Raw genomic sequence first — 23,399 nt, forward strand, 5'->3', positions numbered from 1 at the left:
AGACGGCGTGACTGGCGTCCGGGCCCGCCGTCTCCCGGGCGGGAGCCGGCGGAGCCGGAGGCCGCGGCTCCCGGGACGGGAGGCGGCGCCGCCTCCGCGGGAGCCGCCGGTGACCCCGCCCTCGCGGAGGTCGTCGAGGACGGCTCCGAGACGCTCGCCGGAGGCCTCGCGGATCTCGCCGCCGGTGCCGCCGACGGCGGCGGGACCGTGAGCCCCGCGCTCGCCGATCCCGTCTCGGAGACCGGCACGGGCGTGGCGCAGGGAGCGGAGTCGGCGGGGCGGGCGCTCGGAGCGGCGCTCCGCGGGGTCAGCCCGACCGCGCAGCCCTGAGCGCGCGGGAGAGGAAGCGCACCGAGACGCCCTCGAGCTCGTCGTCGTGCTGCACCGAGCGGTGGTGCCCGCCCGGGGCCACGACGAGACGCGAGCCGGGCGCGGCGGCGTGGAGGGCCCGCGAGTGCTCGACGGGCACCTGCTCGTCGGCCTCGGCGTGGAGGAGGAGGAGCGGCGCTCCGCCCCCGGGCAGCCGCGCGACCGCGTCGAGGGGCGAGTGGGCGCCGAGGACGCCGGTGACGGCGGCGACGTCGGCCGGGAAGTCGAACCGGCCGCCGTCGAGCCCCCGGCGCAGCCCGTCCTGCGTCGCCGGGCAGATCGCGACGACGGCCGTCGCGCCCGCCTCCTCGGCGGCGACGATGGCGAGGTAGCCGCCCATGCTCGAGCCCCGCAGCGCGATCGGCGCGTCCGGCGCGCCGGCGGACTCGAGCTCTGCGCGGAGAGCGCCCGCGAGGACGACGACGTCGTCGACCATCCGGCCGTCCATCGGCCCGTCGCTCGCCCCGTGACCCCGGAGGTCGGCGCAGAGCGCGGCGAGACCCGCTTCGCGGCACGCGCGGCCGAAGCCGTGGTGCGACTCCTTGCGCGAATCCGCCCCGTGGAGGACGACCACCCCGCCGCTCGGCGGGCGGTCCGGGAGGAAGAGGCTCCAGGCGAGCCCGTCGGTCGAGCCCTCCTCATCGGGTGGTCGGACGCTCGCGATGCGCATCGCGTGGCATGATCCGCCGCCGATGGCCGCCGCGCAACAGCTCTCGCACGCGTGGCCGCTGGGCACCGTCGTCGACGCGCACGGCCGGCTCGTGCTCGGCGGCTGCGACGCCGACGCGCTCGCACGCGAGTTCGGGACGCCCGCCTACGTCGTCGTCGTCGACGACGTCCGGGCGCGCGCACGGGCGTTCGTCGAGGCCTTCCGGGCGCGGACCCGCGACTTCGAGGTCTCGTTCGCGTCGAAGGCCTTCCCGTGCACCGCGGTCTACCGACTCCTCGCCGCGGAGGGGATCGGGTGCGACGTCGCCGGTGGCGGTGAGCTCGCGCTCGCGCTGCGCGGCGGCTTCGAGCCGGCCCGCATCACGCTCCACGGCAACGCGAAGAGCGAGGCCGAGATCCGCTCCGCCCGCGAGTCGGGGGTCGGGACCTTCGTCATCGACTCGATCGACGACCTCGAGCGCATCGAGCGCCTCGTCGCCGAGGACGGCCGGGGGCCGCAGACGGTCCTCGTGCGGGTGACGCCCGACGTCGCCGGCGAGACGCACAGCGGCATCTCCACGGGCCAGGCCGATTCGAAGTTCGGCCTCTCGCCGGGCGCCGCGCGCGAGGCGATCGCGCGGGCGGAGGCGAGCCCGCACCTCGTCGTCGAGGGCCTCCACGTCCACATCGGGTCGCAGCTCCTCGAGCTCGAGCCGTTCCGCCGCGCCGTCGCCGCGCTCGCGCCGCTCGGGGACTTCCGCACCTACAACCTCGGCGGGGGGCTCGGCGTCGCGTACACGGCCGAGGACCGGCCGCCGACGATCGAGGAGTACGTCGAGGCGAAGGTGCGCGCGGTCGACGAGCTCATCGGCCCCGGGAAGCGCATCGCCGACGAGCCGGGCCGCGCGCTCGTCGCGAACGCCGGCGTCACGCTGTACACGGTCGAGACCGTGAAGCGCAACGTGCGGACGTGGGTCGCGGTCGACGGCGGGATGTCCGACAACCTGCGGCCGATGCTCTACGGCGCCCGCTACGAGGCCGTCGTCGCCGACCGCGTCGCAGCCGCGGGCGAGCCGTGCCGGATCACCGGCAAGCACTGCGAGAGCAGCGACGTCGTCGTCGCGGAGGCCGCGCTGCCGGAGCCGCGCCCGGGCGACGTCATCGCGACGCCCGCGACCGGCGCGTACGGTCACGCGATGGCGAGCAACTACAACGGCGCGCTGCGACCCCCGGTCGTCTTCGTCCAGGACGGGGACGCCCGCGTCGTCGTGCGCCGCGAGACCTACGAGGACCTCTTCGCCCGTGACGTCTGAGAGCCCGACACCTTTCCGCATCGGCCTCCTCGGCCACGGCACCGTCGGCGGCGCCTTCGCCGAGCTGCTGCCCACGCGCGCCGAGGAGATCGCGGCGCTCACCGGCCGGCGCCCGGAGATCAGCGGCATCCTCACCCGGTCGCGCGGCGACGCCGACGCCATCCTCGGCGAGTGCGACCTCCTCGTCGAGCTCATCGGCGGCATCGATCCGGCGCGCGACCTCGTCCTGCGGGCGCTCCGCGCGGGCACGCACGTCGTCACCGCGAACAAGCAGCTCGTCGCCCAGCACGGCGAGGAGCTCTACGCGGCCGCCTCCGAGAGCGGCGCGCAGTTCCGCTTCGAGGCGGCGGTCGCGGGCGTCGTCCCCGTCATCCGGGTCCTGCAGGAGTCGCTGGCGGGAGCGCACGTCGACCGCCTCCACGGGATCGTCAACGGGACGACGAACTACATCCTCACGCAGATGGCCGCGACGGGCGCCTCGTACGCCGACGCCCTCGCCGAGGCCCAGCGCCTCGGGTACGCGGAGGCCGACCCGACCGACGACGTCACCGGCAAGGACGCCGCGGCGAAGATGGCGATCCTCGCGCGACTCGCGTTCGGGGCGCCGGTGGGGCTCGACGAGGTCGGCTACGAGGGGATCGAGCACCTCACCGCCGACGACATGGAGTACGCCCGCGAGCTCGGGCTCTCGCTCAAGCTCATCGGGACCGCCGAGCGCGTCGGCGACGGCATCAGCGTCCGCGTCCATCCCGCGTTCCTCTACGGCGCGCACCCCCTCGCCGCCGTCGACGGCCCGTTCAACGCGGTGACGGTCGAGAGCGAGGCGATCACCGAGATCACGATGTCCGGTCCGGGGGCGGGAGGCCCGCAGACGGCGAGCGCGGTCCTCGGAGACGTCGTGAGCGCGATGATCCCGCGACCGGTCCCGGTCGCGCCGCCCGTCCGCGACCTGCCGGTCGTCCCCGACGTCGTCTCGGCCTTCTACCTCCACATCGAGGTCGAGGACCGCCCCGGCGTCCTCGCGCAGATCGCGCAGCTCCTCGGCCTGCAAGGCGCCTCGGTCCGCAGCGTCGTCCAGCGCGGCCTGGGGCAGAGCGCGCGCCTCGTCATGGTGACGCACCCGATCGCCGAGGACTCGTTCTTCGCCGCCGTCGACCTCATCGCGCGGCTCGACTTCGTCACGGCGCCCCCGCGCGCGATCCGCGTCCTCGCCGAGGAGTTCCTCTCATGACCGCCCCGTGCGCCCGGCTCGGCGGGCACGGCCATCCCGGCCTCATCCACCGCTTCCTCGACCGCCTCCCGTTCGAGGCCACCGACCCGATCGTGTCCCTGCAGGAGGGCTCGACGCCGCTCGTCCTCGCCGAGCGGGTGAGCGAGCGGGTCGGCGCCGAGGTCTTCCTCAAGATCGAGGGGGCGAACCCGACCGGGTCCTTCAAGGACCGCGGGATGTGCTGCGCGGTCACGGCGGCGAAGCGCGAGGGGGCGGAGGCCGTCATCTGCGCCTCGACCGGGAACACCGCGGCGAGCGCCGCGGCGTACGCCTCGCGTGCCGGGCTGCGGCCGGCCGTCATCGTGCCCGAGGGGAAGATCGCGACCGGCAAGCTCGCCCAGGCCCTCATGCACGGCGCGCGCGTCATCGCCCTGCGCGGCAACTTCGACACGGCCCTGGAGCTCGTCCGCCGGGTCGTCGAGGAGCATCCGATCGCGCTCGTCAACTCGGTCAACGAGTACCGGATCGAGGGCCAGAAGACGGCGTCGTTCGAGATCGTCGAGGAGCTCGGGGACGAGTATCCACTCGACGCGCTCTGCATCCCGGTCGGCAACGCGGGGAACATCACCGCGTACTGGAAGGGCTTCCAGGAGGCGGGGCGCTCCCCGCGCATGTACGGCTTCCAGGCCGCCGGCGCGGCACCCCTCGTCGAGGGGGCGCCGGTCGAGAAGCCCGAGACGGTCGCGAGCGCGATCCGGATCGGCAACCCGGCGCGCTGGGAGGAGGCGATGGACGCGATGACGACCTCGCACGGCCGCATCGCCGCCGTCACCGACGAGGAGATCCTCGACGCCTACCGCTTCCTCGCGGCGAACGAGGGCGTCTTCTGCGAGCCGGCGAGCGCGGCCTCCGTCGCCGGCCTCCTCGTCCACGGCGCGGGCGACGCCAAGCGCGTCGTGTGCGTCCTCACGGGGCACGGGCTCAAGGACCCGCAGACCGCGCTCGACCAGGCGACGGGCGTCGTGCCCTGCGAGCCGGATCTCGCAGCGGTCGAAGCCGCCGTCCTCGGCTGACGCGATGGACCGCCGCCGCGTCGTCCGCGTCCCCGCCTCGAGCGCGAACCTCGGGCCGGGCTTCGACACGTTCGCCGCCGCGCTCTCGCTCCACGTCGAGGTCGAGGTCGCCGAGACCGGCCGCTTCGCGGTCGAGACGGACCTCGACATCGCACGCGACCGGCGCAACCTCGTCGTCCGCGGGTTCGAGCGTCTCGCGCCCGCCGACGACTTCACGTTCCGCATCCGGTCGACCGTCCCGCTCTCCGGCGGGCTCGGCTCGAGCGCCGCGGCGTTCCTCGCGGGCCTCATGGCCGCCGACCACCTCTTCGAGCTGGACGTCGACCTCGTCGCGCTCGGGACGGAGCTCGAGGGCCATCCGGACAACGTGGCGGCCGCCTTCCACGGCGGCTTCGTCGTGTGCGCCGACGACGAGGCGACCCGGCTCGAGGTCCCGACGGGGCTCGAGGGCGTGCTCGTCGTCCCGCACGACGCGGTGCGGACGGCGGAGGCGCGCGCGGCGCTGCCGGCCGAGGTGCCGATGGCCGACGCGGTCTTCAACGTCGCCCACGCCGCCCTCCTCGCCGTCGGCCTCGCCCGCGGGGACTTCGACCTCCTCGCCCGCGGCCTCGCCGACCGGCTCCACCAGGACCGCAGGGCCCATCTCTTCCCGCGGTCCGCCGATCTCCTCGGCCGGGCCCGGGAGCTCGGAGCCCTCGGCGCGACGGTCTCCGGCGCCGGTCCGACGGTGCTCCTCTGGTGCCACTACATGCAGACGGGCAACGTGCTGGACGCGCTCCGTCCCCGGACGGAGGGCTGGGCCGACGTCATGCGCGTCCCCTTCGAGTCGATGGGCGCCCGCGTCGAGCAGCTCTGACCCGCCGAACCGGATTCCTGCGGCGCCATGACGCCGCAGGAATCCGGTTCGGCCCCGGTGCGGGGCGGGTCAGCTCCGCTCGGGGGCGGGCGGTGCGGCGTCGAGGAGCGGCTTCAGCTTCCGGCGGGCCGCGGTGAGGCCGAGTCGCCGGAGGAGCTCGTCGGCGAGCCGGACGTAGTCGGCGCCCAGGTCGGGCCGCTGGTCGACGATCGACATCGCCGACTCCGCCGAGTTCGCGTAGGCGATCGACTGGCGGATCGTCGTCTCGAAGAGCTTGTCGCCGACGTGCTCCTTCAGCGACGCGTAGGCGTCCCGCGAGTGGACGGTCCGCATGTCGGCGATGTTGAAGAAGACGCCGAGCCAGTCGAGCTCGGGGTTGAGGCCGTCGCGGGCGAGCTCGATGACCTCGAGCGCCTGCTCGACGCCCTGCAGGGCGAAGTACTGCGCCTCCGAGCTGAGGAGGGCGTGATCGGCGGCGACGAGCGCGTTCACCGTGAGGAGGCCGAGCGCCGGCGGGCAGTCGACGAGCACGACGTCGGCGATGTCGTCGATCGACGCGAGGGCCTTGCGGAGGGTGAGCTCGCGGCCCATCTTGCCGGCGAGGAGGAGCTCCGCCTCGGCGAGCGAGAGGTTCGCGGGGATGACCTGGATCGCCGGGCCCTCGGGATCGCCCTGCACGGGGGAGGGGTGGACCGCCTCCGCCGCCTTCGCCCGGCCGGCGAGGACGTCGCCGATCGTCGGGGAGGCCTCGGGGTCGATGTCGAAGTAGTCCGAGAGGTTGCCCTGCGGATCGAGGTCGACGGCGAGGACGCGCAGGCCGGAGCGCTGGAGGACGTCCGAGAGGGTGCGGACGGCGGTCGTCTTCCCCGTCCCGCCCTTCTGGGAGAGCATCGCGATCTTCTGAGCCACGGGGGCAGTATGACCCGAGCCGCGCGCTCGTCCCCTGCCGGGAGGCGCCGCCTCCCGCCTCCCGGCGGGACGCGGGCGCCGATGGCGGCTCAGGCGTCGGCGCTGCCGCCCGGCGTCACGGGAGTGGCGCCGGCCTGCGTCGTGACGAGGAAGTGGAGCGTGTAGCGGCCGATGACGATCTCGTCGCCGTCGCGCAGCGTCCGCCACTCGACGCGCTCGCCGTTGACGAAGATGCCGTTGAGGCTGCGGTCGTCGACGATCCGCATCCCCTCCTCCTGGGGCACGATGAGCGCGTGGCGGCGCGACACCGTCGGGTCGTCGAAGCGGACGTCCGCGGAGAGGCTGCGGCCGATGCGGACCTGCTCGTCGTCGAGGGAGAGGATCTGCAGCTCGGCACCATCGAGGTAGGCGAGGTAGGTGCCCGCGGCCGGCGCGGCGTCGCGGGCGGCCTGGACGATCTCGGCGGGGTCGGGGAGCGCGACGCCCCCGTGCACGGTCTCGTCGCCGGTCGCGCCGGCGCGACCGCCCGTGCCGAAGAGGGAGGTGCGGGCGACCTGGGTGCTCCCGCACTGGGGGCAGGCGGGGACATCGGCGGTCCGTGCGAGCGGACCGACGGTTCCGCACTCCTCGCATCGGAACGTGCCGCTGGCGGCGATGGTGCCTGCTGTGAGCTTTTCCATGGCTCTCCCTCGAGACGGAATGGGGACTTGGGGGATGGGCGAGCGCCTCTGCCGACCGCCTACGCGCGGTGGACGAGACCCTATGCAGCGAACCTGTGGACCCCCTAAAGACCCCTCGGGGTCTGCAGCTGATCCAGCTGACTCTACCGTGCGCGCATCATTCCCTGCACGGGTCGCGGTCAATCCTCCGGTCCGTCGCGCTCCTTGCACGTCGTCCTTCAGCGGGAAGGAGGCCGGCCGACCCCGCCGAAACGCGGATCATGCTGCGTCCGCTCCTCGGCCTCTCCGAAGACGACCTCGAGCGCGAGCTGCTCCGCAAAGGGGTCCGCCGGCTCGCGGCCGGTCGCGACACCTGCGCGGACTGCGGCCGGACCCCGCTCGTCGGCGAGGAGGTCCACCACTACGGCGCACGGGTCGTCTGCGCGCTCTGCCGGCCCGCGCGCGGATCGGACCCCGAGCGCACGGACACGGTCCTCCACAGCGAGCGCGGACACGCCGTGCGCCTGCGGGCGCGGGCGATCTGAGACCGGATCCCCGGCGCGCCGCTCCCGGGGCGGGGCGCCGCCGCCGCGGGGCCGCCACTAGACTGCGCGCGCGTGCAGCCCGTCTCCGTCAGCACGGTCATCTCGCGCCCGATCGACGAGGTCTTCGACTACCTCGTCGACATCGCGAACCACGCCGAGTTCAGCGACCACTACCTCGCGGACTGGCACCTCACCCGCGAGGACACCATCGGCCGCGGCGCCGGGGCGCGGTTCCGCCTCAAGCAGAAGCGCAACCGCTTCCCGTGGGCCGACGTCACCTTCGTCGAGGTCGAGGAGCCCCACCGCATCGTCGAGGCCGGCCGGGTGGGGAAGTACAACCGCAACCGGATGGTCGGCGTCTACGAGCTCGAGCCCGCCGCGCACGACTCCACGCGCGTCACGTTCACGCTCGAGACGGAGCCGAAGCTGCCGTCCGACCGGCTCCTCGAGGCCCTCTTCGGGAAGCGGTTCCTCTCCCGCGGGGTGAAGAAGGCGATGCGCCGCCTGCGGACGATCCTCGAGGAGGATCGCGACCGTGGCGCGCGCGCGACCGTGAGCGGTGGCGCGCGGAAGCCCGCATCGAACTTCCGGCTGTAGACTGCCGCGCCGATGATGCGCCGACTGCTGATCCTCGCCGCCCTGCTCACCGCTCCGCTCGCGCTCGCCGCCTGCGACGACCACGAGGAGGTCACCCTCGCCGAGACCGAGGGCATCCAGGTGAACACGGGCGGGCTCACCTACCAGGTGCAGATCTCGCGCGCCCTCAACGCCGCCGACGTCGAGGACGAGGCCTACCTCGAGGGCGTCCCGGCCGCGCAGCGCCAGCTCGGCCCGGACGAGGAGTGGTTCGCGGTCTTCCTGCGGGTGAAGAACGACGGCGACGAGCCCCGCCAGGCCGCCGACGACTTCGTCGTCGAGGACACGACCGGCGAGGAGTACTTCCCGGTCGAGCTCGACACCCCGTTCGCCTACGAGCCGCGCCGGCTCGAGCCCGAGGGCGAGATCCCGGTCCCCGACAGCGCGGCCGCGACGAGCACGACGAACGGCGGGCTCCTCCTCTTCAAGGTCGACCGCGCCTCGCTCGAGAACCGCCCGCTCGAGCTCATCATCGAGAACCCGACGGACTCGAGCGAGACCGCCGTCGTCGACCTCGACGTCTGAGCCTCGACCCGCGGTCCGCGCGGCCCCGAGAGGGGCGGCGCGATCCGGCGGGACGTGCGATCTCAGCGTCCGAGCGCCGTCTTCATCACCTCGCGCGCGGCGGGTGCGGCGTAGTCGCCGCCCGACCCCGACCGCACGAGCATGACGCCGACCGCGACCTCGGGGTCGGCGGCCGGGGCGAACGAGGCGAACCACGCGTCGGTGTCCGACTCGTCGGACTCCTCGACGCAGGTCTCGTTGTTGTCCTCGGCCGTCTCGCAGCGCCGCGTCGTCTCGAGCTCGGCGGTCCCGGTCTTCCCGGCGACCTCGACGCCGGGGATCGCCGCGAGCGTGCCGGTCCCGTCCCGGACGACGGACACCATGTACCGGCCGACCGTCTCGGCGACGTCGGCGGACGTGGCGCGCGTCGTCGGCGCCGGGCGCTCCCGCGGGTCGTAGACGAGGCGCAGCTCCGGCCGGCGGCCGTCGAGCGCGATCGTCGCCGCGACCTCGGCCATCGTGAGCGCGGTCGCCTGCACGCGTCCCTGTCCGATCGCGGACGAGCCGACCGCGAGGTCGTCGCCGATCTCGTCCGCGGGCGGGATCGTCGGCGTCGCGGCGCCGGGGATCCCCGGATCCTCGTTGAAGCCGAACCTCTCGGCGACGTCGACGAGCCGCTCCGCGCCGAGATCGGCGCCCATCGGCGCGAAGACGGAGTTGCAGGAGTGGGCGAACGAGTTCTCGAGCGTCCCTCCGCAGGTCTCGCCGTTGGCGTTCTCGAGCGAGACGCCCTCGAGGACGGCCTCGGTCTCGACCGGATAGGTCTTCCCCGGCTCGGTGAGACCCGCCTCGAGGCCGCCGGCGAGGGTGATGATCTTCATCGTCGAGCCGGGCGGCTGCAGACCGGAGAACGCGATGCCGGCAAGCGCGAGCACCTCGCCGGTGCGCGGCGCGACGACGGCGATCCCGCCGAGGCGGCCGCCGAGCTGCGCGGCCGCCTCGCGCTCGATCTCCACGGAGATCGTCGTGCGCACCGGGTCGGCGGGGACCGGGTCGGCGCCGGCGAGGACGCGATCGCCGGACTTCAACGTCCCTCCCGGGGTGCCGGTGAGGCGCTCGTCGAGCGCCCGCTCGAGCCCGGTGAGACCGACCTCGGCGTCGGCGGGGACGCCGCGCCGGCGCAGCTCATCGGCGCGCTCGGAGGGGGCAGGGCCGAGGCTTCCGACGATCTGCGCCGCGACCTCGGGGACCGGTGAGCTGCGGTCGGAGCCCTCGGCGAGCGGGGTGTTGTCACGCGCGAGGAGGTCGGCGCGGGGAGGCAGCCTCGTCGTCCGCGACAGCTCCTCCCCGGGTCGCATCCCCGGGAGGACGAGGTGCCGGCGCCAGTCGACCCCGGGCTCGTCGCCCTCGGTGATCGTGAGGACCAGCGGCTCCCGGATCGTGCCGAAGATCCGCGTCGCGATGGCGACGGGGACCTCGACGGTCCCGGAGCCCCGCTCGACCGCCTCGCCCGCGCGCAGCCGGACGACGGTCGCGGTCTCCTGCGCCTCCTCGTAGAGCTCGGCGAACCGCTCGGCCGAGACCCTCTCGCGGGCGTCCGCGGAGAGCTCCTCGTACATCGCGCCGACGTCCCCGGCCTCCCACGCGTCCGTGAAGCGCTCGGCGACGCGGATCTCGGCCGGGACGAAGCCGGAGCCGACGACGACACCTGACGCGAATGCTGCGATCCCGGCGCCGGCGAGGGCGACGACGAGCACCCGGCGGCGCAGCGCGCGACGCGGCCGCCTGTTGGACCTCGGAGGAGTCGTGCCGGGACCCCGCGCCCGACCGCCCCCACCGTGAGGGCGAGAGCTCATCGTCGCCGTCAGCATAGGCGACGCCCGACCTCGGCCCTGCAGCCTCCCGTGCCGTCGCGGGTACTGTCCCGCCCGTCGTGACGACGATCGATCTCATCATCATCGGGATCACCGTGCTCTTCGCCGCCTTCGGCTGGCGGCAGGGGTTCGTCGTCGGCGCGCTCAGCCTCGCCGGGTTCATCGGCGGCGCCTTCCTCGGAACGCGCGTCGCCCCGTTCCTCCTCGACGAGGGCAGCGAGTCGCCGTACGCGCCGATGTTCGGCCTCGCCGGCGCCCTTCTCGGGGGCGCGATCCTCTCGAGCGGCCTCGAGGGCCTCGCGTGGAGGCTGCGGCGCATGATCCGCGTGCCCGGTCTCGCCGTCGTCGACGGGCTCCTCGGCGCGCTCCTCACGGCCGCCGTCGCCCTCGGGATCTGCTGGATCGGCGGCGCGGTCGCGCTCCAGACACCGGGCGCCCGCGAGCTGCGCGAGGAGATCCAGCGGTCGAAGATCCTCCGCGAGCTCAACGCGACGCTCCCGCCCTCGGGCCCGATCCTCAACGCGCTCGCGCGGTTCGACCCGTTCCCGCAGCTCGACACCCCGATCCCGGACCTCGACGAGCCGGAGCCGGAGATCGCGAGCGAGCCCGGCGTCGAGGAGGCCGCCGCCAGCGTCGTCCGCGTCCTCGGCACGGCCTGCGGGCTCGGGGTGAGCGGCAGCGGCTGGGTCGCCGCACCGGGCGTGGTCGTGACGAACGCGCACGTCGTCGCGGGGCAGGACGACACGATCGTGCAGGTCCGCGGCGAGGGGACGGAGCTCGACACGACGCCGATCGCGTTCGACGTCCGCAACGACATCGCCGTGCTGCGCGTCCCCGGCCTCGACGCCAGCGCGCTCGACTTCGCCGCCGAGACGCCGAACGGCCGCCGCGCGGCGGTCCTCGGGTTCCCGGCGAACGGGCCCTACGACGTGAGCGCCGCCCGCATCGGCGACACGAGCGACGTGCTCAGCCCCGACGCCTACGGGGCGGGCCCCGTCGAGCGCTCGATCCTCTCGTTCCGGGGCTCGGTGCGCCCGGGGAACTCGGGTGGGCCGGTCGTCAACGCGAACGGGCGCGTCATGGGGACCGTCTTCGCCTCGACGCGGAACGCGACGCCCAGCGGCGGCTACGCCGTGCCGAACGCCGTCGTGCGGGACGTCCTCGCCGAGGCGGATGGACCGGTCGGCACCGGTCCGTGCACCGGGTGACGACTCTGCGGAGCCGGTCGGGGCCGCACGGGACGACGCGCTACCCTGCGCCGTCCATGGGCAAGACCCTCCTCATCGCCGAGAAGCCGTCGGTCGGCCAGGACCTCGCGAAGGTCCTCCCCGGCCCGTTCCAGAAGCACACGGGGGCGGGGGAGAGGACGACCCGCTGGCTCGAGGGTCCCGAGCACGTCATCACCTGGGCGGTCGGCCACCTCGTCCAGCTCGCCGAGCCGGACGAGTACGACGACAAGTTCAAGAAGTGGCGGATGGCCGATCTCCCGATCGTGCCGTCGAAGTTCAAGCTCGTCGTCCGCGACGAGCGCAGCCAGAAGCAGATGAGCGTCGTGCGCAAGCTGCTGCGCGACGACGACGTGGACCTCGTCGTCAACGCCTGCGACGCCGGGCGCGAGGGCGAGCTCATCTTCCGCTACCTCTACGAGAAGGCCGGCGCGAAGAAGCCCGTGAAGCGCCTCTGGCTCTCGTCGATGACGAACGACGCGATGCGCGACGCGCTCGCCCACCTGCGCGACGACGACGAGCTCCTGCCGCTCGAGCGAGCGGCCCGGTCCCGCTCCGAGGCCGACTGGATCGTCGGGATGAACGCGACGCGGGCGGCGACGATCCGCCTGCGCTCCTCGTTCGACGGGGCCGTCTCGCTCGGCCGCGTGCAGACCCCGACCCTCGCCATCATCGCGCGGCGCGAAGAGGAGATCCGCGCCTTCGTCCCCGAGAAGTACTGGCTCGTCGACGCGACCTTCGCGACCGACGACGGTCGCCGGTACGAAGGCCGCTGGCACGCCGGCGCGAAGCCGCGGATCCCGTCCGAGGAGGAGGCCGCGCTCGTCGTCGACGCCGTGCGCGGCAAGCGCGGCGAGATCACGAAGCTGGAGAAGACGAAGCGGACGGAGCGCGCGCCGCTCCTCTACGACCTCACGTCCCTCCAGCGCGATGCGAACACCCGGTTCGGCTTCTCGGCGCGCCGCACGCTCGGCGCCGCGCAGCGCTGCTACGAGGAGCACAAGGTCCTCACGTATCCGCGGACGAGCTCGCGCTACCTGACGAGCGACATGATCCCGGAGCTCAAGCCGACGGCCGCGAACGTCGGCATCCGCGACGAGTACGCGAAGGCGGCGGCGTACGTCACCGGGCTCGACGTCCTCCCGCTCGCCCGCGTCGTCGACGACGAGAAGGTCGGCGACCACCACGCGATCATCCCGACGAACTCCGAGCACAAGGTCTCGAAGCTCGACGGCGACGACCTCAAGATCTACGACCTCGTCGTGCGGCGCTTCCTCGCGGTCTTCCACCCCGAGGCGGTGTTCGAGAACACGCGCGTGGAGACGACGGTCACCGCGGGTGAGGACGCGCACGTCTTCCGCACCCGCGGGCGGGTCCTCATCGTCCCGGGCTGGCGCGGCGTCTACGGCGAGCTGCCGGAGGGCGAGCGCTCGGCGGCCGAGGAGGACGAGGGCCGCGACCAGACGCTGCCGAAGCTCGAGAAGGGCGAGGGCGCCGACGTCGCGGAGATCGCGGCCGCCGAGAAGGAGACGAAGCCGCCGCGGCGCTACAGCGACGCGTCGCTCCTCGGGGCGATGGAGACCGCCGGCAAGCTCGTCGACGACGAGGAGGCGCGCGAGGCGATGAAGGAGTCCGGGATCGGCACCCCCGCGACCCGCGCCGCGATCATCGAGCGGCTCATCGACGTCGGCTACGTCGAGCGCGACGGCCGGTCGCTCGTCGCGACGGAGAAGGGCCTCAACGTCGTCCGGCTCCTCGACGGCCATCCGCTCACCTCGCCTCAGCTCACCGGCGACTGGGAGCACCGTCTCGCGCGGATCGAGTCGGGGGAGGAGACGCGGGAGGCCTTCATGGCCGACATCGCGACGTTCGCCGGCTCGACCGTCGGCGAGCTCGACGCGAAGCTCAAGGACGTCCGCATCCCGCGCGCGAACCTCGGCCCGTGCCCGGTCTGCGGGCACGACATCGTCGAGAACCGCAAGGGCTACTCGTGCTGGTCGCGGGAGGACCCGGGCTGCGGCTTCGTCATCTGGAAGGGCAAGGCCGGCAAGCAGCTTCCGGCGGCGGTCGCTCGCGAGCTCATCGCGACCGGGCGCACGGCGAAGCCCGTCACCGGCTTCAAGGGCCGCTCGGGCCGCTCCTTCCGCGCCCGCCTCGCGCTCATGCAGAACGACGAGGGGCGCTGGCGCGTCGAGTTCGACGAGCCCTGGGCGAAGGACGGCGCGAAGCCGCCGGAGGCCGACGAGGCCGAGGGCGAGGCGCAGGCGGTCGCTGCCCCGGCCTCGGGTGCGGCCGACGACGCCGCGGCGTAGCGCCCCCCGCCCGGGCCCGCCGTCAGGACGTCATCCGCGGGTGCGACCCTGAGGGTTCGTGCCACTGCACCTCGTCACCGGTCCGGCGAACGCCGGCAAGGCCCGCCTCGTCCTCGACGCCTTCGCCGCGGCGGCCGAGAGGGGGGAGGCGCCGATCCTCGTCGTCCCGACCTACGCCGACGTGGCCCGGTACCGGCGCGAGATCGCCGAGCGCGGGCACGTCTTCGACGCGGAGGTCGTGCGGTTCGGCCGGCTGCTGCAGGTCATGGCGGACCGTGCCGGCGTGCGGAGCGAGCCGCTCGGCGGCCTCGCGCGCGAGCGTGCCGCCGTCCTCGCGCTGCGGCGCGCGGACCTCGGACCGCTCACGGAGATCGCCGAGTCCCCCGGCTTCGTCCGCGCCTTCCTCGGGCTCTGCGACGAGCTCGGCGAACGCGGCCTGACGCCGCAGCGCGTCGCGCAGGCGCTGGCGCGGTGGAGCGAGGAGGACCGCGGCCGTGCCGGGTTCGCGGCGGCGCTCGCCTCGGCCTACCGGTCGTACCGGCGCACGCTCGAGCGCTTCGGCCGGCGCGACGGCGCGCTGCGTGCCGCCGCGACGCTCGACGCGCTCCGCGCGGAGCCGCGCCGGTGGGGTGCGACGCCCGTCGCGCTCTACGGCTTCGACGATCTCACGGCGCTGCAGCTCGACGCGCTCGACGCGCTCTCCGACGCGTGCGGCGCGGACGTCACGGTCTCGCTGCCCTCGGAGCCGGGCGCTGCGCGATCGGCGTTCGACGGGCGCCACGACACCGCGGCGCGGCTGCGCGCGCTCGCCCAGGGCTCGGTGGTCGAGCTGCCGGCGGACCCCGACCACTACGCCGAGGGGGCCCGGGAGACCCTCCACCATCTCGAGCGCCACCTCTTCGTCGCGGGCGCGCCGCGCGCGTCGTCCACTGCGGGCGTGCTCCTCCTGCGAGGGGGCGGCGCGCGCGAGGAGCTCGAGCTCGTCGCGGCGACGGTGCGCCGTCTCCTCGCCGCCGGGATCCCCGCGGGCGAGATCGCGATCGGCGTGCGCCGCCCCGAGACCGTCGCCGCGACGCTCGAGAGGGTCTTCGCCTCGGCCGGCGTGGCCGTGTCGCTCGAACGCGACGTCCCCGCCGGGCGCACCGCGGCGGGGCGAGGGCTCGTCGGCCTGCTCCGCGCGGCGACGGCACCGGACCGGACCGCCGCCGACCTCCTCGCCTGGCTGCGGACGCCCGGGTTCGTCCGCGCGACCGAGCGCGTCGACGCCCTCGAGGCCGAGCTCCTGCGCGACGGGGTCCGCGACGTCGGCGAGGCACGCGCGCGGTGGGAGGCGGCCTCGCCCGGCTTCGTCCTGGGCGAGCTCGATCTGCTCGCCTCCGCCGCCGCGGAGGGCGGCGCGGCGCTGTGCGCCCGGCTCGTCCGGGTCCTCGACGCCCAGCGCGCGTCGGGGCCTCCGCGCGACCCGGACGTCCCGCCGTCGCCGTCGGATGCCGTCGATGCGCGCGTCCGCGGCCAGCTCGCCGCCGCGCTCGACGGCCTCGCCTCGCTCGCGCGGCTCGACGCCGAGCTGGTGCCCGATCCGGAGGGCCTCGCGCGGACGCTCGCCGAGGTGCCCGTCGGCATCGGGGAGCCGCCGGCCCCGGACCGCGTCCTCGTCGCGGATCCCCTCGCCCTCCGCGCCCGGCGGGTCCGGGCGCTCTTCCTGTGCGACCTCGTCGAGGGGTCGTTCCCCGCCGCGGCCGCCCCCGCCTCGCTGCTCGGCGAGCAGGAGCGCCGGGCGATCAACGCGGCGAGCGGTCTCGGCCTCGCGGTGTCGGGGCCCGACGAGGCGGCCGGCCGAGAGCGCCACCTCCTGTACGCGGCGATCTCCCGTCCCGAGGGGCTGCTCGCCCTCTCGTGGCACGCCGCTGACGACCGGGGGGACCCCGCGGTCCGGTCGCCCTTCGTCGACGAGATCCTCGACCTCCTTCCCGCCGCGGCGGAGGCCGACGTCGTCACGCGGCCGCTCGGCGCGGCGGGCTTCGCGTCCGACCCCACGGCGACCCGCCGCGAGCGACGGCTCGCCGCCGTCGCCGCCGCGCCCTCCGTGCGGCCCGCGCCGATCGGACCCCTCACCGACCCGGAGGTCCTCGCCGAGCTCGCGGCGCGCGACGTCTGGTCGGCGTCGAGCCTCGAGGCGTGGCTGGCCTGCCCGGTCCGCTGGTTCGTCGAGCGCCTCCTGCGGCCCGACGACCTCCTGCCGGAGCCCGAGCCGCTCGGTCGGGGGCGGCTCACCCACGCCGTCCTCGAGCACGTCGTCGCGGCGCTCGCGGCGCGGGAGGACGGGCCGCTGGGGCCTGCGCGGCGTGACGAGGCCCGCCGCCTCGTCCACGAGGCGCTGGAGGTCCTCGGGCCCGAGCACCGCCTGTCGACCGACCCCCAGCGCGACCGCATCGCGCGCCGTCGGGTCGAAGCGGACCTCCTCGCGCTCGTCGACCACCTCGCCGACGCCGGATGGACCTATCGCCCGGCCCATCTCGAGCTCGCGTTCGGCGGCCGCGACGACGCCCTCCCGGCCGTCGAGATCGCCCCGGGGCTCCGGCTCTCCGGGCGCATCGACCGCGTCGACGTCGATCGCGACGAGCGGCGCGGCGTCGTCGTCGACTACAAGGGCGCGACGGCGCACGGGGCCGCCGACTGGCTCGAGCAGGGGCGCATCCAGGTGGCGCTGTACGCCCGCGCCCTGCCTGCGCTCGCGGGCGTCGAGCCGGCGGGCGCCGTCTACCAGCCGACGACGCGCCCGCGGGACCTCCGAGCGCGGGGAGCCGAGCGGGAGGGCGCCGAGGCGCACGTCGCCGCGGGGAAGGACGTCGTCGACGACGAGACGTTCGACCGCCTCCTCGACGGCGCGGCGGAGCTCGCTCGGCGCGCCGTCGACGAGATCCGCGCCGGCCGGCTCGAGCCCCGGCCCGCGACGTGCGGCTTCCGCGACGACGGCTGTGCGTACCCGTCGATCTGCCGGTGCGAGGCGTGAGCGCGCTCGCCGACGGCGAGGGGCGTCCTCTCGGCGCCGGAGGACGCCCGTTCACCGAGGAGCAGCGGCGGGCGGTCGTCGAGCGCGAGGGTCCGCTGCTCCTCGCCGCGAACGCCGGCTCGGGCAAGACCGCGGTGCTCGCCGAGCGCTTCGCGCGGGCCGTCGTCGAGGACGGCCTCGACCCGGGATCCCTGCTCGCGATCACCTTCACCGACAAGGCGGCGGGCGAGCTCCGGCACCGGGTGCGCACGCGCCTCCTCGAGCTCGGCGCCCGCGAGGCGGCCCGGGCGACCGACCAGGCGTGGATCTCGACCGTGCACGGGTTCTGCTCGCGGATCCTCCGCGCCCACGCCGCGGCGGCCGGCGTCGATCCCGCGTTCGAGGTGCTCGACGAGACGACGACGCGCGTCCTGCGCGAGGAGGCGTTCGACGCTGCGCTCGCCGCGGTCCTCGACGCCGCCGACCCGGTCCGGATCGCGATCGTCGCGACGTGGGGCGCCGACCGGCTCTCCGATGCCGTGCACGACGTCTTCGACGCGCTGCGCAGCCGGGGCGAGCGGGCGCCCCGCCTTCCGGCTCCGCGCCGGCGCGCGATGCCCGCCGACTGCTGCGGGGCGCTCGACGCCGCCCGCGCGGAGCTCCTCGCCTCGCTCGCGACGGCGAAGGACGGCAAGCGCGTCCTCGCGGCCCGCGACGCCCTCGGGACGTGTGCCGAGCTGCTCTCCGCGGGCGTCCCCACCCACGCCGATCTCGCCGCGATCCGGTTCCACCGCGGCGCCGGCGCGCTGAAGACCCCGGAGGCCGAGCGCTACGTCGCCGCCGTCGACGCGCTCGGCGACGCGCTCGCCGACGAGGAGGCGCTCGACCATCACGCGGTCCTCGACGAGCTCCTGCGCGACTTCGGCCGGCGCTACGAGCGGCTGAAGCGGTCGCGGGCGAGCCTCGACTACGACGACCTCGAGCTCGTCGCGCGCGACCTGCTCCGCGACCATCCCGCGATCGCGCGGTCCCTCACCGAGCGCTTCCGCCGCGTGATGGTCGACGAGTTCCAGGACACGAGCCCGCGGCAGCTCGAGCTCCTCGAGCTGCTGGGCAGCGAGGACGTCTTCGTCGTCGGCGACGCCCTCCAGTCGATATACGGCTTCCGGCACGCCGACGTGCGGGTGTTCCGCGCGGCGCAGGCCCGTCACCGGGCGCGCGGGACCGAGTGCGTCCTGCGGACGAACTGGCGCACGACGCCGGAGATCCTGCGCTTCCTCGACGCCGCGCTCGGGCGCGGTCACGAGGGCTACGTCCCGTTCGTCCCCGGGCGCGCCGAGGACGGGGATCGCGACCGCCCGGCGACCGCCCTGCTGCTCGTGGACGACGCCACCGGCGAGGAGGCCGGCACGGCGGCGACCGACGCCCTGCTCGCGGGCCTCCCGGCGGGGACGGACGTCCCGACGGCGCTCGAGGCGCGGGCGGTCGCGCGGCGCGTCCGCGACGGCGTCGACCGCGGCGAGCACTCGCCGCAGGACGTCGTCGTCCTCCTGAGGGCCGCGACCGACATGGCGGTGTACGAGCGGGCCCTCGAGCTCGAGGGCCTCTCGACGCTCGCCTCCGGCGGGCGCGGCTTCTGGCTGCGTCAGCAGGTCCAGGACCTCTGCGCGTGGCTCGCCGCCCTGGCGAACCCGCGCGACGGCCACGCGGTCCTCTCGGCGCTCGCGTCGCCGCTCGGCGGCGTCGGCCCGGACGGGCTCGCGATCGTGTCCGCGGTCACCCGTCGGGTCGCGGCCGGAGACGTGTGGTGGCTCCTCGACGGGGCCTTCCCCGCCGACGGGGACGGCGAGGGCGGCGCGCTCGCCGATCGCGTCGATGACGACACCCGGCGTGCGCTCGCGGCGTTCACCGCGCGGTTCCGGGCGACGCGCGCCTCGCTGCCCTGGCTCGGCCTCGACGAGCTCGTCGAGACGGTCGTCGCCGAGACCGGCTACGACGCCCACGTCCTCGCGCTTCCCGGCGGCGCGCGGCGGCTCGCGAACGTCCACAAGCTCACCCGGCTCGCCGCCGAGCACGAGACCAGCCACGGTCGCGACCTGCGGTCGTTCATCGACCGCGCCCGCGCCGAGGCGGAGGCCCGCGGGCGGGAGCCGGAGGCCCCCGTCGAGCTCCCCGGCGTCGCAGCGGTGCGGCTCATGACGATCCACGCCGCGAAGGGACTCGAGTTCCCGGTCGTCGTCGTCGCCGACCTCGAGCGGACGGCTCCACCCCGGGGGCCCGACGTCCTCGTCGACGGCGATCGCGTCGGCCTCCGCGTGCCGCGTCACGGTGACGACAGCGCGAAGGCCTTCGCCTTCGACGCGCTCGACGAGGAGCGCAGGGCCGCGGAGGTCGCCGAGGAGCGGCGGATCCTCCACGTCGCGCTCACCCGCGCGGAGGAGCGCCTCGTCCTCGCCGGGCGCGCGCGCCGGCGCTCGAACGGCGAGCTCGATGCGGCGAAGCCGGTCGCATGGATCGCGGAGGGCGTCCTCGGCTCGCTCACGCCCCCGGCGGAGCTGCTCGCCGACGGTGCGATCCGCGTCGGCGAGAGGCCCGGCGCCGCCATCCGCGCGGACGTCGAGTGGATCGACGGGCGGGCCATCGACGCGGTCCTGCCGCCGGCCGGCCGGCCGGCGCTCGCCGGCACGGAGGCGACCGAGGAGCGCGACCAGCTCGACGCGGCGCTCGCCCCGGTCCTCGCGTCGGCGACCGCGGACGCCGTCGTGGTCGACCGCCTCCACGTGCCGGTCGACCACCTCTCGTACTCGTCGCTCGCCCGGTACGCCCGATGCGGGCTCCGCTTCCACCTCGAGCGCGTCCGCGGTCTCACCGAGCGCGACCGGCCGTTCCAGGGCCGCGCCGGGGAGGGCCTCGACGCGCGCGCCCGGGGCTCCGTCGTCCACCGCGTCCTCGAGCTCGCCGGCGACGAGCTCCGTCCCCCCGACGCGGACGCGGTCCGTGCGGCCGCCGCGGATCTCGAGGTGGAGGTGACGGCCGCCGAGGCCGGTGCTCTCGCCCAGCTCGTCGCGCGCGCGCTGCGGACGCCGATCGCGCAGCGGGCGCGCGACGCGCGGCACGTGCGACGGGAGGCGGGCTTCGCCGTCCCCCTCGACCCGGATCGCCCGGAGGTGCCGCTCCTCGTCGGGGTCGTCGACCTCGTCGCGCACGAGGCCGGCGGAGTGACGCTCGTCGTCGACTACAAGACCGACCGGGTGGACCCCGACGACGACCTCGACGCTCTCGTCGCCGAGGCCTACGGCGTCCAGCGCGCGGTGTACGCCCTCGCGGCACTCGAGGCCGGCGCGGAGCGCGTCGACGTCGCCCACCTCTACCTCGATCGGCCGGAGGAGCCCGCCGTCGCGAGCCGCACCGCCGCCGACGTCGACGCGCTCCGCGCCGAGGTGCTCACGCGTGCCTCGGGGATCCTGCGGGGGGACTTCCGTCCGGCCGCCGAGCCGGACCGCCGGATCTGCGGCGGGTGCCCCGGGCGCGGCGGTCTCTGCCCCGTTCCGGTCGAGCTGACGCGCCGACCTGCGCCGGGGCAGGAGCCGGCGGACGCCCCGGCCGCCCAGCGGGGACGGCCTCCTCGCGCTCCGGCGGGCCAGACGTCGCTGTTCTGAGTGGCTCAGCGCGTGTTGGTGCCCGCCTCGGCGCCGTCGGCGGGGGACGCGGCCGAGGGCCCCGCGGGTCGCGCCGGGCTCGGCGGCGGGGTGACCATCGGCGGGCCGCCGCGGCCCGCGGCGCGCGCGCGTTCGATGGTGACGTTGAGGACGGCGCCGAGGAGGAACGCGTTGGCCGACACGTAGAGCCAGAGGAGGAGGACGATCGCCGCGCCGAAGGCGCCGTACGCGGCCCCGTAGCTCGAGAAGTTCTGGACGTAGACGGCGAAGCCGAAGGACGCGAGGATCCAGATCGTCACGCCGGCGGCGGCGCCCGGCGTGATCCAGCGCCATCGCTTCGGCGTGGTCGCCGGAGCGTACGTGTAGACGATCGAGATCGCGAGCATCGCGGAGAGGATCGCGACGGGCCACCGCAGGATCCCGAACGCCGTCTGCGCCTCGCTCCCGAGGCCGAGGGTCACGCCGAGGATCTCGTCGGCGATGCCGCCGCCGAGGAACATCGCCGCGACGGTGACCGTGAGGAGCACGATGACGAGGAGCGCGAGGCCGACGTCGTGCAGCTTGCGCCGGACGAAGCCGCGGTCCTCCTCGACGCCGTGGACGGCGTTGAGCGCGCGACCGGCCGCCGCGAACGCCCCGGACGCTCCGTTGAGGGCGATGAGGAACGAGATGACGAGGGCCGCGCCCGCCGCCCCGGCGCTCGTCTCGACGAGGCTCTCGAGCGCGTCGCGTGCCGTCTCGGCCGTCGCCTCGTCGACGCCGTTGTCGATGAGGTAGTCGGCCGCGTCGGTCGCGAGGCTCGCCTCCCCGACGAGCGAGAGGATCGAGATCGCGGCGAGGAACGCGGGGAAGAGCGAGAGCATCGCGAAGTACGTGAGCGACGCCGCGTTGTCCGTGAGGCCGCTCGACTGGTAGGTGCGCAGCGTGCGCAGGAGGATCGCGCGCGGATCGACGCGTCCGCCGGGATCGGCCCCGGTGCCGTGGGTGGCGGGCCGCCGTGATGCGCCGTCGTCGCTCACGGGTATCCCCGTACCCAACGAGTTCGCGGACCGAGCATCGCCTCGAGGGGCGAGAAGGAGAGGAGCAGCGAGTGGCCGACCCGTTCGACGGCCCGGAGGGCGAGACGCCTCACGAGCGCGATTCGCGTCGTCTGCGCGAGCTCCTCGAGGAGACGCGCGTCGCGATGCCGGGCGTCCAGGTGCTCTTCGCGTTCCTCCTCGCCGTGCCGTTCCAGGCGCGCTTCGAGGACATCTCGGACGCGGAGCGCGCCGCCTATCTCGTCGCGCTGCTCTCGGCGGCGCTCGCGACGGGCCTCTTCATCGCCCCGTCCGCCGCGCATCGGCTTCGCTTCCGTCACAGGGACAAGCCATACCTCGTCCTGGTCGGCAACCGCCTCGCGATCGCCGGGTTCGGCGCCCTCGCGCTCGCGATGACGTCCGCGATCTACCTCGTGGCGAGCGTCATGCTCGACGGCGTCGCGCCCGTGGCCATCGGCGCCGCGGCCGGCGCGATGCTGATGGGCCTCTGGTTCGTCCTCGCGCTCCTGCGCGGGCGCGCGCGCCGAGGCGGCGGTGCCTGACCTCGGGCGCGCGTTCTGCGCGACGGGGGAGGGGGCGGTCCTACGCGAGGCCCTCGGCCTCGTACTCCCGCAGGAAGCCCTCGAAGAGCCGGCGGTGGCCCTCCTCGTCGCGGAGGATCGCGATCACCATGTCCTCGGTCACCGGGTCGACGTCGGCGCAGGCCTCGATGACGCGGTTGTAGTGCTCGATCGCACCGGTCTCGGCCTCGATGACGCCCTTGATGACGTGGACGATGTCCGTCTGCTGGGCGGGCGGCTGCAGGTAGGTCTGCTCGGCGGAGAAGTCGAGCGACCCGGGGACGACGCCGTAGAGCTCCTTGATGCGGGCCGCGAACTGCTGCGCGTGCCCCAGCTCCTCCTGGATGTCCTCGTTGAGGCTCTCGATGATCTCCTGCGCGCGGACGCCGTCGGGATTGACCGAGTTCGCGATGTAGCTCATCACGGTCTCGATCTCCATCCAGTAGGCCTTCCTGAGCATCTCGATGATCTGCTCGCGCTCGGCCGTCTTCTCGTCGGACAGGATCCCCTGCCCCGCGCTTCGCGTGGTCGCCATTCGGTCCCTCCTGGTCGCTTGGATGGCCTCCCTCGGATACCCCGGGCGTCTCGGCGGCGAAACGCCGGTGCATGCGCCGCGGCCGGCGCGAACGGGCGCAACGCCCCGTGCACGCTGGTGCAGCGGGCCGCCCGTCGGGTAAGACACCGGAATGCCCCGCGCGATCTGGACGGGAGCGATCAGCTTCGGCCTCGTCACCGTGCCCGTGAAGATGTACCCGGCGGTCCGCACCCGGACCGTCCGCTTCAACCAGCTCGACTCCGCGGACCACGCGCGGATCCAGCAGCGGCGCGTCAGCGCGAGCACGGGCGAGGAGGTGCCCTACGACCGGATCGTGAAGGGCTACGAGATCTCGCCCGACCGCTACGTCGTCGTCGAGCCCGGCGAGCTCGAGGCGCTCGCGCCGAAGAAGACGCGCACCATCGAGATCGAGGACTTCGTCGAGCTCGACGAGATCGACCCGGTCTTCTACGACGCCGCCT

General features: G+C 74.8%; 19 protein-coding genes and 1 pseudogene. 14 read left to right on the forward strand and 6 right to left on the reverse strand.

What is annotated here, in order from left to right; genetic code table 11:
* A pseudogene (locus ACME2J_RS18330) lies at positions 1-330 on the forward strand (hypothetical protein); the annotation flags it as partial.
* On the opposite strand, the gene ACME2J_RS18335 reads toward ACME2J_RS18330, so the two are convergent.
* A complete protein-coding gene (locus ACME2J_RS18335; RefSeq protein WP_495546387.1) occupies positions 308-1,039 on the reverse strand; it encodes an alpha/beta hydrolase family protein in 732 nt (243 codons plus the stop codon). The pseudogene ACME2J_RS18330 and the gene ACME2J_RS18335 sit on opposite strands and share 23 nt — an antisense overlap.
* 22 nt (positions 1,040-1,061) lie before the next feature.
* On the opposite strand from ACME2J_RS18335, the gene lysA reads away from it, so the two are divergent.
* Genes lysA through thrB form a run of 4 tightly spaced genes read left to right on the forward strand, consistent with a single transcriptional unit; the run spans position 1,062 to position 5,469 of the window.
* Positions 1,062-2,330, forward strand: coding sequence for a diaminopimelate decarboxylase (lysA, locus tag ACME2J_RS18340; protein ID WP_495546388.1), 1,269 nt, complete (start codon positions 1,062-1,064; stop codon positions 2,328-2,330).
* Positions 2,320-3,561, forward strand: coding sequence for a homoserine dehydrogenase (locus tag ACME2J_RS18345; RefSeq protein ID WP_495546389.1), 1,242 nt, complete (start codon positions 2,320-2,322; stop codon positions 3,559-3,561). Before lysA ends, ACME2J_RS18345 begins: the two co-directional genes overlap by 11 nt.
* Positions 3,558-4,613 (forward strand): threonine synthase, encoded by a 1,056-nt coding sequence (gene thrC, locus ACME2J_RS18350; RefSeq protein ID WP_495546390.1) that lies wholly within the window; start codon positions 3,558-3,560, stop codon positions 4,611-4,613. The genes ACME2J_RS18345 and thrC overlap by 4 nt, the downstream gene beginning before the upstream one ends.
* A gap of 4 nt (positions 4,614-4,617) precedes the next feature.
* Positions 4,618-5,469, forward strand: a complete 852-nt coding sequence (gene thrB / locus ACME2J_RS18355; RefSeq protein ID WP_495546391.1) for a homoserine kinase — start codon at positions 4,618-4,620, stop codon at positions 5,467-5,469.
* Positions 5,470-5,538: 69 nt separating this feature from the next.
* On the opposite strand, the gene ACME2J_RS18360 is transcribed toward thrB, so the two are convergent.
* The gene (locus ACME2J_RS18360; RefSeq protein ID WP_495546392.1) at positions 5,539-6,378 is read right to left on the reverse strand and encodes a ParA family protein; all 840 of its coding nucleotides are present in this window, start codon (positions 6,376-6,378) and stop codon (positions 5,539-5,541) included.
* A gap of 89 nt (positions 6,379-6,467) precedes the next feature.
* The gene (locus ACME2J_RS18365; protein WP_495546393.1) at positions 6,468-7,058 is read right to left on the reverse strand and encodes an FHA domain-containing protein; all 591 of its coding nucleotides are present in this window, start codon (positions 7,056-7,058) and stop codon (positions 6,468-6,470) included.
* 260 nt (positions 7,059-7,318) lie between these two features.
* Here ACME2J_RS18365 and ACME2J_RS18370 point away from each other — a divergent pair, with 260 nt between their 5' ends.
* From ACME2J_RS18370 to ACME2J_RS18380, 3 genes are all read left to right on the forward strand, one after another.
* Positions 7,319-7,582, forward strand: a complete 264-nt coding sequence (locus ACME2J_RS18370; protein WP_495546394.1) for a hypothetical protein — start codon at positions 7,319-7,321, stop codon at positions 7,580-7,582.
* 72 nt (positions 7,583-7,654) lie between these two features.
* A complete protein-coding gene (locus tag ACME2J_RS18375; RefSeq protein WP_495546395.1) occupies positions 7,655-8,179 on the forward strand; it encodes an SRPBCC family protein in 525 nt (174 codons plus the stop codon).
* 15 nt (positions 8,180-8,194) lie between these two features.
* Positions 8,195-8,743 carry a hypothetical protein gene (locus tag ACME2J_RS18380; RefSeq protein ID WP_495546396.1) on the forward strand — a complete coding sequence of 183 codons (549 nt, stop codon included), beginning with the start codon at positions 8,195-8,197 and terminating at the stop codon, positions 8,741-8,743.
* Positions 8,744-8,805: 62 nt separating this feature from the next.
* On the opposite strand, the gene ACME2J_RS18385 is transcribed toward ACME2J_RS18380, so the two are convergent.
* Positions 8,806-10,479 (reverse strand): penicillin-binding transpeptidase domain-containing protein, encoded by a 1,674-nt coding sequence (locus tag ACME2J_RS18385; RefSeq protein ID WP_495546397.1) that lies wholly within the window; start codon positions 10,477-10,479, stop codon positions 8,806-8,808.
* 176 nt (positions 10,480-10,655) lie between these two features.
* On the opposite strand from ACME2J_RS18385, the gene ACME2J_RS18390 reads away from it, so the two are divergent.
* Genes ACME2J_RS18390 through ACME2J_RS18405 form a run of 4 tightly spaced genes read left to right on the forward strand, consistent with a single transcriptional unit; the run spans position 10,656 to position 20,785 of the window.
* On the forward strand, positions 10,656-11,804 hold the full coding sequence (locus ACME2J_RS18390; protein WP_495546398.1) for a MarP family serine protease: 1,149 nt from the start codon (positions 10,656-10,658) through the stop codon (positions 11,802-11,804).
* 56 nt (positions 11,805-11,860) lie between these two features.
* On the forward strand, positions 11,861-14,134 hold the full coding sequence (locus ACME2J_RS18395; protein WP_495546399.1) for a DNA topoisomerase 3: 2,274 nt from the start codon (positions 11,861-11,863) through the stop codon (positions 14,132-14,134).
* Positions 14,135-14,192: 58 nt separating this feature from the next.
* Positions 14,193-17,147, forward strand: coding sequence for a PD-(D/E)XK nuclease family protein (locus tag ACME2J_RS18400; RefSeq protein ID WP_495546400.1), 2,955 nt, complete (start codon positions 14,193-14,195; stop codon positions 17,145-17,147).
* Positions 17,144-20,785, forward strand: coding sequence for a UvrD-helicase domain-containing protein (locus ACME2J_RS18405; protein ID WP_495546401.1), 3,642 nt, complete (start codon positions 17,144-17,146; stop codon positions 20,783-20,785). Before ACME2J_RS18400 ends, ACME2J_RS18405 begins: the two co-directional genes overlap by 4 nt.
* Before the next feature lie 5 nt (positions 20,786-20,790).
* Here the strand turns inward: ACME2J_RS18405 and ACME2J_RS18410 are convergent, their stop codons facing one another.
* Positions 20,791-21,804, reverse strand: coding sequence for a YihY/virulence factor BrkB family protein (locus ACME2J_RS18410; protein WP_495546402.1), 1,014 nt, complete (start codon positions 21,802-21,804; stop codon positions 20,791-20,793).
* 71 nt (positions 21,805-21,875) lie between these two features.
* Here ACME2J_RS18410 and ACME2J_RS18415 point away from each other — a divergent pair, with 71 nt between their 5' ends.
* Complete coding sequence (locus ACME2J_RS18415; RefSeq protein WP_495546403.1) at positions 21,876-22,364, forward strand: DUF6328 family protein; 489 nt, start codon at positions 21,876-21,878, stop codon at positions 22,362-22,364.
* 40 nt (positions 22,365-22,404) lie between these two features.
* On the opposite strand, the gene ACME2J_RS18420 is transcribed toward ACME2J_RS18415, so the two are convergent.
* A complete protein-coding gene (locus ACME2J_RS18420) occupies positions 22,405-22,917 on the reverse strand; it encodes a ferritin-like domain-containing protein (protein ID WP_495546404.1) in 513 nt (170 codons plus the stop codon).
* 151 nt (positions 22,918-23,068) lie between these two features.
* Between ACME2J_RS18420 and ACME2J_RS18425 the strand changes: the two genes are divergently transcribed.
* A partial coding sequence (locus tag ACME2J_RS18425; protein ID WP_495546405.1) for a Ku protein occupies positions 23,069-23,399 on the forward strand: 331 nt, incomplete at its 3' end.

The organism is Paraconexibacter sp. (assembly GCF_059438195.1).

What these genes read in the sequence shown, in the direction of transcription:
- ACME2J_RS18365 (WP_495546393.1), bottom strand. Translation starts at nt 7,058, where the DNA reads ATGGAAAAGCTCACAGCAGGCACCATCGCCGCCAGCGGCACGTTCCGA.
- thrC (WP_495546390.1), top strand. Translation starts at nt 3,558, where the DNA reads ATGACCGCCCCGTGCGCCCGGCTCGGCGGGCACGGCCATCCCGGCCTC.
- ACME2J_RS18380 (WP_495546396.1), top strand. Translation starts at nt 8,195, where the DNA reads ATGCGCCGACTGCTGATCCTCGCCGCCCTGCTCACCGCTCCGCTCGCG.
- ACME2J_RS18395 (WP_495546399.1), top strand. Translation starts at nt 11,861, where the DNA reads ATGGGCAAGACCCTCCTCATCGCCGAGAAGCCGTCGGTCGGCCAGGAC.
- ACME2J_RS18420 (WP_495546404.1), bottom strand. Translation starts at nt 22,917, where the DNA reads ATGGCGACCACGCGAAGCGCGGGGCAGGGGATCCTGTCCGACGAGAAG.
- lysA (WP_495546388.1), top strand. Translation starts at nt 1,062, where the DNA reads ATGGCCGCCGCGCAACAGCTCTCGCACGCGTGGCCGCTGGGCACCGTC.
- ACME2J_RS18370 (WP_495546394.1), top strand. Translation starts at nt 7,319, where the DNA reads ATGCTGCGTCCGCTCCTCGGCCTCTCCGAAGACGACCTCGAGCGCGAG.
- thrB (WP_495546391.1), top strand. Translation starts at nt 4,618, where the DNA reads ATGGACCGCCGCCGCGTCGTCCGCGTCCCCGCCTCGAGCGCGAACCTC.
- ACME2J_RS18335 (WP_495546387.1), bottom strand. Translation starts at nt 1,039, where the DNA reads ATGCGCATCGCGAGCGTCCGACCACCCGATGAGGAGGGCTCGACCGAC.